The organism is Brucella lupini, assembly GCF_002252535.1.
In the GTDB taxonomy this organism is placed as follows: domain Bacteria; phylum Pseudomonadota; class Alphaproteobacteria; order Rhizobiales; family Rhizobiaceae; genus Brucella; species Brucella anthropi.
Window position 1 is genome coordinate 166,532 of record NZ_NNRN01000053.1, and the last position, 13,349, is coordinate 179,880.

A 13,349-nucleotide genomic window follows, 5' to 3' on the forward strand; every position below is an offset into this window, starting at 1 on the left:
GCTCATGGTGACACTTTTTGACCGGAAGCAGCCAACTGAACAGCCAGCTGAACATTCGCACGGAGCGCATGCTCATAATACGGGCTACACGACCTATCAGGAGCCGGATACGCGCGTGCCGCCGAAGCCGCGCCCGGTCTTCGATGCGGTGTCCGTCAATGGTGTGGCGATCAACGAAACCGACATTCTGACGGAGGCTCAAAACCATCCGTCGGAAAATCCCGGCGCGGCACTGCTTGCCGCCGCGCGGGCGTTGGCGATCCGTGAGCTTCTTCTGCAGCGTGCGAAGGAAACCGGCATCGTGCCCGAGCACGAGAAGGATGCAGAAGGGCGCAGCGAGACCGACGAGGATGCGCTGGTGCGCATGGTGATCGAACGGGAGGTGGAAGTGCCTTCCGCCACACGCGAGGAAGCCTTGCGCTTTTACGAAAACAACCGCCACCGCTTCACCAGTGCGCCTATTCTGGAGGCGAGCCATATCTTGATCGCTGCCGATCCTGCTGACAGCCAAGCCCGTGAGAAGGCCCGCACGACCGCATCCCATCTGGCATCCTCGGTGATTGCCGCGCCTGCCACATTCGCCTCGGTTGCGCATGAATATTCGTCCTGTCCTTCGGGCGCGCAAGGCGGCAATCTGGGTCAGCTCACACGTGGCAGCACGGTGCCTGAATTCGAGCGGGCGCTGGAACGCCTGACACCTGGTGAAATAACGCCAGCCCCGATTGAAAGCCGTTTCGGCTTTCATATCGTACGGCTTGACCGCCGTATCGAGGGCGAAGAATTGCCCTTCGACTATGTTGCCGACAGGATTGCCGGCTGGCTTGAAGCCTCCACCTGGTCGAAGGCCGTGTCGCAATATATCGCGATCCTCGCAGCCGATGCCGACATTACCGGCATTGATCTGCTGTCGAACGAGGGAGCCGAGGCATGAGCCATGAACCGACACTTGCAGCCATCCTGGCCGCAAAGGATGTGCCGGTGGACCAGCTTCTGGCTGGCGTAGCGCATCGGGCGAGGCAGGCAGGGCTGCGCGTGGCGGGCTTTCTCCAGCACCGCGAGAGCAATACGGATGAATGCTGCCGCGATATCGAGATCGAGCATATTGGCACCGGCGTGACGCAGATTATCTCGCAGTCGCTCGGTTCGGGGTCGAAGGGGTGTCGTCTCGATCCAGCGGCCCTTGCCGATGTGGCAGGTTCGCTTCTGGCGGAACTCGATAGCGGCGCCGATATGCTGATCCTCAACCGTTTCGGCAAGGGCGAGACGGAAGGGCATGGTTTCCGCTCCATCATCGAAATCGCCTATGCGCGCCAGATTCCGGTGCTGACTGTGGTGCGGGAAACCTATGTCGAAGGGTGGAACGACTTCGCCGGTGATTGCGGCGTTCTTCTGGCTCCTGATAGCCAGGCAACGCTTGGATGGTTCGACCGGGTGACGGAACCCCGGCAGCTGTCGGAAGCCGTTTGACGGCGGTCTTTCTGCCGGAATTGCTGCTCTATAAATCGAGCTGGTCGCGACGGTCTTCCGCAATCAGCTTGCGGATCTGATAGACGATCTGGTCTCCATGGGCCTTGCCAAGCAGATCGGCGGTATCCACGTCCCGTTCTTCGATGGCGCGGATCATGTCTTCATGCTCGGTGACGTAGCGCTCGGGCAGGCGATCGGCGAAAGACTGGTAATAGAGGCGCAACAGCCTGCGCCCTTCATCGAGAAGCCTCGAAAAGAAGGTGGTGTAGAAGGGATTGCGACCCGCTTCAGCAATAGCGGCGTGAAAATCGCGGTTGGTCGCGATCATTTCCAGCGCATTTTGTGAACGGACTGCGCGGGCAAAAGCTTCCTGATGCGCACGGATGTTCTCAAGATCCTTGTCGGTCCGGTTGCGGGCGGCAAGCCGCGTGGTCACGCGGTACATCAGCGTTACTGCGTCGAAAAATGCGGGCAGGCTCAAAAAGTCGATATTGGACACAACGGTCGAGCGATTGGGAAGCGTGGTTACGAAACCGTCGCTTGCCAGCCGCACCAATGCTTCGCGTATAGGCGTGCGTGACATGGAAAAGCGTTCGGCCAGCTGGTTTTCATCAATGGGGCTACCCGGCGCGAGCGAAAGATCGATGATCTCGTCGCGCAGCACGTCGTAAACCAGCTTGACACCTGAACCTTTTTTCCGGTCGGCTGTCTGGTTTGCGTCGTCTTTGTCCATGATCTTGTCTGTCCTCTGTCGGTGTAATTGCCGCAGCACAACTGCATTCTAACACCAGTTTAAATCTCATCGGTCAAGCAATCCTATCCCGAAATAAAATTTTGGTCGACAAGAAAAATACAAAGTGTATATTTGATTTCAATACAAGGTTCGGCAGACCGATTGTAGATCCAGCCCGCGTGAAGAACGCTCAAGGAAAAACGTCCAAGGAACGACGCTATGACCTCTAATATTTTCTCCGGTTGCATTCCGGCCCTCATGACCCCCTGCAAGCCCGACCGCACGCCGGATTTCGATGCGCTGGTCCGCAAAGGCAAGGAACTGATCGCGAAGGGCATGTCTGCGGTTGTCTATTGCGGTTCCATGGGCGACTGGCCGCTTCTCTCGGATGAGGAACGCATGGCTGGCGTTGAAGCGCTTGCCAAGGCAGGCGTGCCCGTCGTCGTCGGCACCGGCGCTGTCAACACGAAGATCGCTGCCGCCCACGCAGCCCATGCGCAGAAAGTTGGCGCGAAGGGCCTGATGGTCATTCCGCGTGTTCTCTCGCGTGGTTCGTCGATCTCGGCGCAGAAGGCCCATTTCAAGGCGATCCTTGCGGCAGCTCCCGATCTGCCAGCCGTTATCTACAACAGCCCGTATTACGGCTTTGCGACCCGCGCCGACCTGTTCTTCGCACTGCGTGCGGAACATCCGAACCTCATCGGCTTCAAGGAGTTCGGCGGTGCGGAAGCCATGCGTTATGCAGCCGAAAACATCACGAGCGCCGATGACAATGTAACCCTGATGGTCGGCGTCGATACCGGCGTTTTCCACGGCTTCGTCAATTGCGGTGCAACTGGTGCGATCACCGGCATCGGCAATGTGCTGCCGAAGGAAGTCCAGCATCTGGTGGCACTGTCGAAGGCCGCCGCCAAAGGCGATGTCGAGGCACGCAAGCTGGCGCTGGAACTGGAAGCCGCACTGGACGTGCTGTCATCCTTCGATGAAGGCCCTGACCTCGTTCTCTTCTACAAGCACATGATGGTTCTGACCGGCAATCCGGAATATGAGCTGCATTTCAATGAGACGGACAAGCTGTCCGATAGCCAGCGCGGCTATTGCGAAACCCAGCTTAAGCTGTTCCAGACCTGGTATGCCGACTGGCTCAAGCAGGGCAGTGCGGCGGCGAAATACGCTGCCTGAAACGCATACAGATAAAAGAAAAAGGCGCCGAATTCCGGCGCCTTTTTGTGTCTGGTCAGGATATGGCGTCCAGACCCTTATCCTTCAGTTTTTCCAGAAGCGCCATTTCGGCAGCGGTAAGCATGATGCCTTTGGCCAATGAATCGCGGCGGGCGGCAAAGCGGCGCTGCGACGGCAGGCGCGCGCCCTGTCCGGCTATCGCTTCGATCAGGATTTCGCCGCGCTCCTGCGGATTGCCGCGACCACCTGCCATGCGAGCAGGGTCGAAGGCAATGATGAGTTCGCCATGGCGCGGCGCCAGCGTCGTCGTGCCAAGGAAATCGAGCGCTTCGGGGCTGGTGAAATCACCGATCATCACACCGGCCAAAAGTTCGATCATCGTGGAGATGGCCGATCCCTTGTGCCCGCCAAATGGCAGCATCGCGCCTGCAAGGGCGGCTTCCGGATCGGTCGTCGGATTGCCGTCTGCATCGACGGCCCAGCCTTCCGGCAGTTGCTTTCCGGCGCGACGGTAGAGTTCCAGTTCGCCACGTGCGGCAACGCTGGTCGCAAAGTCGAACACATAAGGATAATCGCCGGAGCGAGGCCAGCCGAAGGCAAAGGGGTTGGTGCCGAGAAGCGGCTTCGTTCCGCCAGCGGGCGCAACGGTGGCATAGCTCGGGCACATGGCCATTGCCGCAAGCCCCTGTTCGGCAAGTGCTTCGACTTCCGGCCACAAGGCCGCAAAATGGGTGCAGTCGTTGATCGCCAGCGCCGCGACGCCGAGCTTGCGCGCCTTCTCGACGAGGGCAGGCGTACCGCGCTCGAACGCCAGATTGGCAAAACCGCCCTTGGCATCGACGCGAACGACGGCGCTGTCATCGGTCGTGACGACCGGATCGGCATCGGCAACGACCTTGCCGCTCTTCAGCGTGCGCAGGCAGCCTTCGATACGGTAGACACCATGCGATTTGCAGCCGTCGCGCTCACCCGCCACAATCGTCTTGGCAATGGCTGTGGCATGATCGGCGCTGAAACCTGCCTTGTGCAGGATTTCTCGCACAAGCCTGGCGAGTTCTTCTGTCGAAATCGAAATGGTGTCGCTCATTCTGTCATTCCTTGCCAATTCTCGGGGGCCGTTCTTAAGGGGGCAGTGCTGGGCTGTAATAGGCGTGAAGGCGAGTATCGTTCGTTGAATGCATACAAGATGCATGCAGGCTTGTCATGTCGCGCAGGCTGACCGGAGGCTGCGGCAAAAGGGCTGGCGGGCACATCAAATGGTGCGATGGTGGAATGCAGAAAATCAATCAGTTTTATTCTGAGCGTCATTATCATGAATAACTTCACCTGTTTGATCCAGATCAAAGAGGTTGGCAGGCGACGGGTCTAAACCCCATTACGTGGCGTGTTGAGGCCGAGACGGCAGGTGCGCCAATCGTTGGAGATCAGGACAAAATGCGTAACATCGCGATCAAATTTGCTGCCGCAGGCATCCTCGCCATGCTGGCTGCCCCCGCTCTTGCCGAAAATATCGAAGTTCATATGCTCAACAAGGGCGCCGAGGGCGCCATGGTTTTCGAGCCTGCCTATATCAAGGCCAATCCCGGCGACACGGTCACCTTTATTCCGGTGGACAAAGGACATAATGTCGAATCCATCAAGGACATGATCCCTGAAGGTGCCGAAAAGTTCAAAAGCAAGATCAACGAGAACTATGTGCTGACGGTTACCCAGCCCGGCGCATATCTGGTAAAGTGCACACCGCATTATGCCATGGGTATGATCGCGCTCATCGCTGTCGGTGACAGCCCGGCCAATCTCGACCAGATCGTTTCGGCCAAGAAGCCGAAGATTGTTCAGGAGCGGCTGGAAAAGGTCATCGCCAGCGCCAAATAAGAGCGCCAAATAAGATTGACCGAAAACTCTCGATGAGCCGAACTTGAACCGGCTTCATGACGAGGACATCATGACCAGACAGCCAGGCCTGCAGGCAGTACCTGCTGCGATGCCATCCGATCAAAAAGGTATGCCGCGCGGACTGAAAATGACCGGTCCCGTCCTCCTCAGCTATGGCTTCCGCCCATTCTTTCTGGGCGGAGCCATATGGGCCGTTCTGGCCATGCTCTTCTGGATATTGTCACTGACACTCGGAATGCCGCTCGGCGGCTCCTATGGCGGGTTGAACTGGCACGCCCATGAAATGGTGTTCGGTTTCTCCTCTGCCGTTCTGGCAGGCTTTCTGCTGACAGCCATTCCGAACTGGACGGGAGGCTTGCCGGTATCTGGCACACCGCTCGCCATTCTCTGCGGGGTATGGCTTGCCGGACGGCTGGTCTTTCTGGAGCCTGACCTAATCGATGTGCACTTTGCAGTCGTTGTCGAAAGCCTGTTTCTGCCCTTGCTGCTTTTCATCTGTGCGCGGGAAATCATTGCCGGGCGCCAATGGAAAAACCTGAAGGTACTGGTTGGCGTGACGACGGTGATGGTTGCCAATCTTGTCTTCCATTATCTGATCCTGACCGACGGCGACGTGGCATTGGCTAACCGCATCGGGGTCAGCGCCTATGTCCTGCTGGTCATGGTGATTGGCGGGCGCATTGTGCCAAGTTTCACCCGCAACTGGCTCAACAAGATGGGGCGGACACGCTTTCCGGTGTCTTTCAACCGCTATGACGGTTTCAGCATTCTTGTCGGGGTGGCTGCCTGCATCGGCTGGATCGCCGCTCCTGATCAGACGATAACGGCGGTGCTGGCGTGGATCGCAGCCCTGTTTCACATCGTGCGGCTTTACCGCTGGCGGGGATGGTCTGTGGCGCGGGAAAAGCTGCTGCTGGTTCTTCATGTCGCCTATGCGTTCATCCCGCTCGGTTTCATCGCCATCGGTCTTTCCGCCATTGATCGCCTCAACCCCTATTCCGCCTTGCATGTCGTGACTGTCGGCGCAATCGGCTGCATGATGCTGGCGGTCATGACGCGGGCCACCCGCGGCCATACCGGGCGCGAACTGACTGCCTCGCCCGTCACACAGGTCGCTTATCTTTGCCTTGTCGCGGCAGCGCTGATCCGTCCGCTGGCGGAAGTCATGCCGAATTTCTTCCATACCATCCTCGCAGCATCGGCTTTGCTCTGGATGGGTGCTTTCGGGCTTTATGTCCTGGAATACGGTCCGATGCTGTTGCGTGAGAGACGCCAGCGCATGGCCGGGGCGTAATCCGCCTCATTTCGATACCATTATAAAGCGCAGTCCGTGGTGATCTACGGGCTGCTTTTTTGTGTTTCGAGAGGTGAGTCGCGACGCCAGAGCTGCGATTCGGCCCGTCCGAAGGGCCTGAAACAGGGGTGTGGAAAGAAAAATCACACTCAAGATCACATTTAAATCGTTATAATGTTATGGCCGTATTGTTATGCTTTTGAAACGGTGTTACCGGAATTGGTGCCTGAGAGGCTGGCCTTAAAAGGACTGCGAAATCTCAGGCAGCACGAGCGCGATGCGCTCTGGCTTAGTTGTTTTACGCATATCGGCACCGAACCGGGTTTCGTCTGCCGGACATGCTCAAGGCTTTGCTTTTGGCAAGGAGGTTGCCGCCGATGAATTTCGCCCCGCCCGTATCAGATATGCTGCAACTCGCCAACTGCATTCGCGCTCTCTCGATCGATGCCGTCGATGCCGCCAATTCCGGCCATCCGGGAATGCCGCTCGGCATGGCTGACGCCGCAGCCGTTCTGTTCTCGAAGCATCTGAAATTCGACGCATCGGCTCCCAATTGGGCGGACCGCGACCGTTTCGTGCTCTCCAACGGTCACGGCTCGATGCTGCTTTACAGCGCGCTCTATCTGGCGGGCTACAAGGATGTGTCCATCGATGAGCTGAAGAACTTCCGCCAGTGGGGTTCGAAGACCGCCGGTCATCCGGAATATGGTCATACAGAAGGCGTTGAGCTGACCACCGGCCCGCTCGGTCAGGGTCTCGCCAGCTCTGTCGGCATGGCAATCGCCGAACGCGCGCTCGCCGACCAGTTCGGCAAGGATATTGTCGATCACCGCACTTATGTGTTCTGCGGCGACGGCTGCCTCATGGAAGGCGTGGGACAGGAAGCGATCTCGCTTGCCGGTCACCTTCGCCTCGGCAAGCTGATCCTGCTTTATGATGATAACGGCATCACCATCGACGGCAGCACGGAAATCGCCTTCACCGACGATATTCCCGCCAAGTTCAAGGCTTGCGGCTGGAATGTCGAAAAGGTCGACGGTCACGATCACGACGCCATCGATGCGGCGCTGACGCGCGCCAAGGCTCAAGCCGACCGCCCGACGCTGATCGCGCTCAAGACTGTCATCGGCTATGGTTCGCCAAATCGCGCCGGTACGAGTGGCGTGCATGGCGCGCCGCTGGGTGCCGCGGAAAACGCCGCCACCAAGGCAGCGCTCGGCTGGACGGCGGAAGCTTTCGAAATCCCTGCACCGTTGCTCAATGCCTGGCGTGAAGCCGGTGCGCGTGGCGTTTCGGAACGTGAAGCATGGCAGAAGCGCGTTGATACGCTGCCTGCAACCGAACGCGCCGAATTCGACCGTCGTATTGCCGGCGTTCTGCCGGAAGGCTTTGCGGCAGTTGTCCACGACGCCAAGCAGCGCCTCCTCGACAAGCCGCTGAATGTTGCAACCCGCAAGGCAAGCCAGATCGCGCTTGAAAGCCTGACGGCAGCCCTGCCGGAAATGATCGGCGGTTCGGCTGACCTTACCCATTCGAACCTCACCCGCGTTCCTGCCGTCGACAGCGATTTCACGCCGGAAAAGAGCGGTCGCTATGTCAGCTACGGTGTGCGTGAATTTGCAATGGGCGCGGCTATGAACGGTATAGCGGTTCATGGCGGTTTCATCCCTTACGGCGGCACCTTCATGGTGTTCTCCGATTACGCCCGTAACGCCATCCGCCTTTCGGCGCTGATGGGCGTGCGTGTCATCCATGTGTTGACACACGACTCCATCGGCCTCGGCGAAGACGGCCCGACCCACCAGCCGGTCGAACATCTGGCCAGCCTGCGCGCCATGCCGAACCTTTATGTCTTCCGTCCGGCAGACACGATTGAAACGCTGGAATGCTGGGCTGTGGCGGTTTCTGATCCGCATACGCCTTCGGTTCTGGCCCTGTCGCGCCAGAACGTGCCGCAGCTTCGCACCGATAATGGCGAGAACCTTTCCGCACGCGGCGCCTATGTGCTGCGTGAGGCGAAGGGCGAACGCCAGATCACGCTGCTTGCCACGGGCACGGAAGTCTCGCTCGCAGTGAAGGCCGCCGAAAAGCTCGCAGAAGAAGGCATCGCAACGGCGGTTGTCTCCATGCCGAGCTGGGATCTGTTTGAAAAGCAGGGCAAGGATTACCGCAAGGGTGTTCTGGGCGATGCGCCGTGCATCGCCGTCGAGGCCGCAGGCAAGTTCGGCTGGACGCGTTATGTCGACAGCGAAGACGATGTGATCGGCATGGATGGCTTTGGCGCTTCGGCACCTGCCGAGGTGCTCTATGAAAAATTCGGCATCACGGCGGAGGCGATTATCGCCCGCGCCAAATTCTTGCTGGAGCAGGGCAAATGACGATGGCTGGCAATTTTTCTCCACTGGTTCTGGTGGGCGATAGCGATCGCGTGGAAGCAGAAGCGGTCGGCGCCTATCTCGACAACTGGGCTGGCAAGGACGGCTTGCGTCTTGCGACCGCCGACGCTATCAAGGCTATTCTTGCTGGCGCAACGCGGCTCGCCGGTCGCATTGCACGCGGTTCGCTTCCCGGCGATCCGGGCAAGCTTGTCGGCGTCAACAGCGATCAGGACCAGCAGAAGTGCATTGATGTCGGTTCGCACAATCTGTTCGTCGAGCTGCTGATTGCGGCGGGTGCAGCCTCCATTCTTTCGGAAGAAGCGGACCTCCCCGTCGCAGGCAAGGCGGATGGGCTGATTGCCGTTGCCATCGATCCGCTTGACGGTTCGGGCAATGTGGGTCTCGGCGCACCGCTTGGCACGATTTTCTCGGTTTTCCCGGCAGATACGGCTGAGCCGTTTTTGCAGCCCGGCAACCGCCAGATTGCAGCCGGTTATGTTTCCTACGGCAATTCGGTCGATCTCGGCTTTTCGGTCGGCGAGGGCGTGATCTTCGCGACCTTCGATCCGGCAAGCGGGATTTTCCATATCACGCGCCGCAATGTGACGCTGCCGGAACGCACGTCCGATCTGGCATTCAACGCATCCGTCCAGCGGCATTTGTCCGCTGGTATGCAGGCCTATGTCAACGACGCATTCCTTGGAAAGGATGGTCCGCGCGGGCGTAACTTCAACATGCGCTGGCTCGGTGCTGCGGTGGGCGACATGCACCGCATCATGCAGCGTGGCGGTTTGTTCTTTTACGTGAATGACAGCCGCCCCGGCTACGAAAAGGGCCGCTTGCGGCTCGTCTACGAAGCCAATCCAATTGCTTTCCTCGCCCGTGAGGCGGGTGGCAAGGCGACCGACGGTTCGAGATCCATTCTCGATATCGTCCCGCAAACCTATCACGAGCGCAGTGCGCTGGTGTTCGGCGTGGCCGAAGAGGTGGATATCCTCGGCGAATATTTCGCGAAATAACCTGATCTGACATCGTCTGGAGCATTGGAAATGCTCCATCCATTTGTTTTTACGCGCATCTTGTTCCGAAAACCGTTTCACACTTTTCGGGATGCGCTCTAGGAGGCTAGAAATGGCGCGCATTACGCTGCGGCAATTGCTCGATCACGCCGCTGAAAAGGGTTACGGCGTCCCGGCATTCAACATCAACAACATGGAACAGGCGCTTGCCATCATGGAAGCGGCGGATGCCGCCGATGCGCCGGTGATCCTGCAGGCTTCGCGCGGCGCGCGTTCCTATGCAAACGACATCATGCTCCGTCATATGATGGATGCGGTGACGGAAATCTATCCGCATATCCCGGTTTGCGTGCATCTGGACCACGGCAACGAAGCCGCCACCTGCATGACCGCCATCCAGGCAGGCTTTACCTCCGTCATGATGGACGGTTCGCTCAAAGCTGACGGCAAGACGCCTGCCGACTGGGACTACAATGTTTCAGTCACGCGTCAGGTCAGCGAGATGTCGCATCTCGGCGGCATCTCGGTGGAAGGGGAACTCGGTGTTCTGGGTTCGCTCGAAACCGGCATGGGCGATGCAGAAGACGGCCACGGCGCAGAAGGCGTGCTGTCGCACGACCAGCTTCTGACCGATCCGGACGAAGCCGTGAAATTCGTGCGCGAAACCAAGGTCGATGCACTGGCAATCGCCATGGGCACGTCGCATGGCGCTTACAAGTTCAGCCGCAAGCCGGACGGTTCTGTGCTGGCCATGAATGTGATCGAGGAAATCCATCGCAAGCTGCCGAACACGCATCTGGTCATGCATGGTTCGTCTTCTGTGCCGGAAGAGCTGCAGGAAATCATCAACAAGTACGGCGGCAAGATGAAGCCGACCTGGGGCGTTCCGGTTGAGGAAATCCAGCGCGGCATCAAGCATGGCGTGCGCAAGATCAACATCGACACGGACAACCGCATGGCCCTGACCGGCCAGATCCGCCGCGTCCTGCAGGAAGATCCGAGCGAATTCGATCCGCGCAAATACCTGAAGCCTGCAATGGCTGCCATGACCAAGCTCTGCAAGGAGCGCTTCGAGCAGTTCGGCACTGCCGGTCATGCTGCCTCGATCCGTCCGATCCCGCTTTCCGAAATGGCAAAGCGCTATCGCGATGGTTCTCTGGACCCGAAGTTCAGCTAAATTCTGCTGTTAAACCAAGTCTCGCTGAGACCTGGTTAAGCCCGTGCGGCGATTGAGCATCTTCAGGGCGTGATGCGTTAGCATCTTAGCGCCCTGCTATAAGCCAAAAGAAAAGCGGCCTGATGGCCGCTTTTTTTGTTTTCAAGAAACTGAATAATCAGCCCTTGTTGTACTTCGCGTCAACTTCGTTGATCGCGTTGACATTGCCAGCCGAACGGCCATTTTCGTCAAAGGTCTCAGCGAGGAAGGCGTCGGCAATGGTCTTGGCTACTTCCGAGCCGATGACGCGGGCGCCCATGGTGATGATCTGGGCATTGTTGGAAAGCGCTGCGCGCTCTGCCGAATAGGTGTCGTGCGTCAGCGCGGCGCGGATGCCCGGAACCTTATTGGCTGCAATGCATACGCCGATGCCGGTGCCGCAAACGAGGATGGCGCGGTCATAGGTGCCGTCGAGAACGGCGGAAGCCACGCGGTCGGAGAGGTTGGCGTAGAATGTATCTGCGCCAGCGTCTGTACGCGAGATTTCCGAAACCTCGAAGCGATCCTTGAGGTGATCGGCGAGAACCTTGGCCAGACCTTCGCCGGCGCTGTCGCCTGCTACTGCTACTTTCATCATATTGCTCCTTAATTAGCTCGAGTCTTGGCGGCACACTTGGCCAGAATGTTGAGGTAACCTTCGACGTTCCATGCCGAGCGACCGATGAAAAGCCCGTCAATGTGCGGGCAGGCGATCAGCTCTTCGCAATTGCCCGGATTGACCGAGCCGCCATAGAGGCAAGGCACACGACGACCGAGCACGCTTTCTGCAACCGCGATGATTTCCGCCTGGCGCGCATCGGCATATTCCGCCGATGCCGGGATACCATTTTCGCCGATGGCCCAGACCGGCTCATAGGCAAACAGGATTTCCGCCTGCTTCTGGTCACCGGAAAGCTTGGAAAGTGCACCGCGCACTTCTTCCTCAAGAACTTCCGCGGCGCGTCCGCTTTCGCGGTCTTCCAGCGTCTCACCGATACAGATGAGCGGGATCAAACCGTGGCGCACCGCAGCTTCGACCTTGAGGCCAACCGTTTCGTTGGTTTCACCGAAATGTTCACGACGCTCGGAATGGCCAAGCTCGACGATATCTAGATTGCAGTCCTTGAGCATCAGCGGCGAAATCTCGCCGGTCCATGCACCCTGATCGGCCCAATGCATGTTCTGCGCGCCGACCTTGACGGAGGTGCCGGACAGGATTTCCTTTACTTCGCGCACGGCGGTAAAGGGAGGGATGACGAAACGCTGAATGTCGGTCGAGCGGCTTGCATCGGCAGCTTTCAAGGCTTCGGCGAAAATGCGGGCCTCGGCCAGCGTCTTGTTCATCTTCCAGCTGGTGCCAATCCAGATTTTTGTCATGCTCGATTTTCGTCCTCTAGGTTTATGCGCAGTCGTCAGCGATGGTCAGTGCAATGCCCGCCTGTTCAAGATCGGCCAGTACGGTCGCGTCGGGGGAGGCATCGGTTATGATCGCGTCAAAATCGGAAAGATCAGCCATGACATGCAGGGCAGGGCGTCCGAACCGCTGGTGATTGACCAGAAGGCAGGTGCGGGCGGCGGATGCCGTCATCGCGCGCTTGGTGCGAACAACATTCTCATCCATGTGATAGACGAGCTTGCCATTGACTGCAGGCGAGGAAATGAAGGCGATGTCGGCGCTTAGATGCGACAGGGCCCCTTCAGTCAGGATGCCGAAAAACGCATTGAACTTGGCTGAATAGGTTCCGCCGAGCGCAATCAGATTGATCCCGTTCTCGCCCTTCAGTTCATCGATGATGACCGCATTGTTGGTGATGACTGTCAGCGGGCGCTTTTCCAGAAGCATGCCGCCAAGGACAGCCGCCATGGAGCCGTCATTAATCATCACCGTCATGCCTGGTTCAACAAGCTCAAGCGCGGCGCGGGCCATCTTTTGCTTCGCTTCGCCGTCCTGCCGTTCGCGGAAGCGGAAATCGCTTTCAAATTGTGTGCCGGTATCGATCGTCGCGCCGCCGCGTACCTTGCGCAGCACACCGGTATGTTCCAGCGAATCCAGATCGCGATGGATCGTCATTTTTGATACGGCAAACCGATCCGCCAGATCGTCGAGATCGACGGCCTGATTTTCGATCAGAAGGTTTATAATCGCCTGTCTTCTGTCGTCGCGCTTCACGCTCTCGTCCGATCT

The 13,349-nt window shown here is 58.5% G+C and carries 13 protein-coding genes; 8 read left to right on the forward strand and 5 right to left on the reverse strand.

Features of this window, described 5'->3' with window-relative positions:
- Positions 1-4: 4 nt before the first annotated feature.
- On the forward strand, positions 5-931 hold the full coding sequence (locus tag CES86_RS17660) for a peptidylprolyl isomerase (RefSeq protein WP_029928131.1): 927 nt from the start codon (positions 5-7) through the stop codon (positions 929-931).
- Positions 928-1,467: a DUF2478 domain-containing protein gene (locus CES86_RS17665; RefSeq protein WP_029928129.1), complete on the forward strand. Its 540-nt coding sequence runs from the start codon at positions 928-930 to the stop codon at positions 1,465-1,467. The genes CES86_RS17660 and CES86_RS17665 overlap by 4 nt, the downstream gene beginning before the upstream one ends.
- Before the next feature lie 28 nt (positions 1,468-1,495).
- Here CES86_RS17665 and CES86_RS17670 read toward each other — a convergent pair whose 3' ends face one another.
- Positions 1,496-2,200, reverse strand: a complete 705-nt coding sequence (locus tag CES86_RS17670; RefSeq protein WP_006468363.1) for a GntR family transcriptional regulator — start codon at positions 2,198-2,200, stop codon at positions 1,496-1,498.
- A gap of 219 nt (positions 2,201-2,419) precedes the next feature.
- Between CES86_RS17670 and CES86_RS17675 the strand changes: the two genes are divergently transcribed.
- Positions 2,420-3,382, forward strand: a complete 963-nt coding sequence (locus tag CES86_RS17675; protein WP_011982643.1) for a dihydrodipicolinate synthase family protein — start codon at positions 2,420-2,422, stop codon at positions 3,380-3,382.
- 55 nt (positions 3,383-3,437) lie between these two features.
- Here CES86_RS17675 and CES86_RS17680 read toward each other — a convergent pair whose 3' ends face one another.
- On the reverse strand, positions 3,438-4,469 hold the full coding sequence (locus CES86_RS17680) for an Ldh family oxidoreductase (protein ID WP_029928127.1): 1,032 nt from the start codon (positions 4,467-4,469) through the stop codon (positions 3,438-3,440).
- Positions 4,470-4,816: 347 nt separating this feature from the next.
- Here CES86_RS17680 and CES86_RS17685 point away from each other — a divergent pair, with 347 nt between their 5' ends.
- From CES86_RS17685 to fba, 5 genes are all read left to right on the forward strand, one after another.
- Positions 4,817-5,257, forward strand: coding sequence for a pseudoazurin (locus tag CES86_RS17685; protein WP_010660860.1), 441 nt, complete (start codon positions 4,817-4,819; stop codon positions 5,255-5,257).
- A gap of 70 nt (positions 5,258-5,327) precedes the next feature.
- Complete coding sequence (locus CES86_RS17690) at positions 5,328-6,572, forward strand: NnrS family protein (protein ID WP_029928125.1); 1,245 nt, start codon at positions 5,328-5,330, stop codon at positions 6,570-6,572.
- A gap of 377 nt (positions 6,573-6,949) precedes the next feature.
- Complete coding sequence (gene tkt, locus CES86_RS17695) at positions 6,950-8,950, forward strand: transketolase (RefSeq protein WP_029928123.1); 2,001 nt, start codon at positions 6,950-6,952, stop codon at positions 8,948-8,950.
- Positions 8,947-9,969: a class 1 fructose-bisphosphatase gene (locus tag CES86_RS17700; RefSeq protein WP_010660863.1), complete on the forward strand. Its 1,023-nt coding sequence runs from the start codon at positions 8,947-8,949 to the stop codon at positions 9,967-9,969. Before tkt ends, CES86_RS17700 begins: the two co-directional genes overlap by 4 nt.
- A gap of 112 nt (positions 9,970-10,081) precedes the next feature.
- Positions 10,082-11,146, forward strand: coding sequence for a class II fructose-bisphosphate aldolase (gene fba, locus CES86_RS17705; RefSeq protein ID WP_010660864.1), 1,065 nt, complete (start codon positions 10,082-10,084; stop codon positions 11,144-11,146).
- Between the two features lie 157 nt (positions 11,147-11,303).
- Here the strand turns inward: fba and derI are convergent, their stop codons facing one another.
- From derI to CES86_RS17720, 3 genes are read right to left on the reverse strand one after another with little or no spacing between them, the layout of a single operon-like run.
- Positions 11,304-11,759 carry a D-erythrulose-4-phosphate isomerase gene (gene derI / locus CES86_RS17710; protein WP_029928121.1) on the reverse strand — a complete coding sequence of 152 codons (456 nt, stop codon included), beginning with the start codon at positions 11,757-11,759 and terminating at the stop codon, positions 11,304-11,306.
- A gap of 11 nt (positions 11,760-11,770) precedes the next feature.
- The gene (locus CES86_RS17715) at positions 11,771-12,541 is read right to left on the reverse strand and encodes a triose-phosphate isomerase (RefSeq protein WP_094515038.1); all 771 of its coding nucleotides are present in this window, start codon (positions 12,539-12,541) and stop codon (positions 11,771-11,773) included.
- Between the two features lie 22 nt (positions 12,542-12,563).
- Complete coding sequence (locus CES86_RS17720; RefSeq protein ID WP_029928117.1) at positions 12,564-13,334, reverse strand: DeoR/GlpR family DNA-binding transcription regulator; 771 nt, start codon at positions 13,332-13,334, stop codon at positions 12,564-12,566.
- Positions 13,335-13,349: the final 15 nt, after the last annotated feature.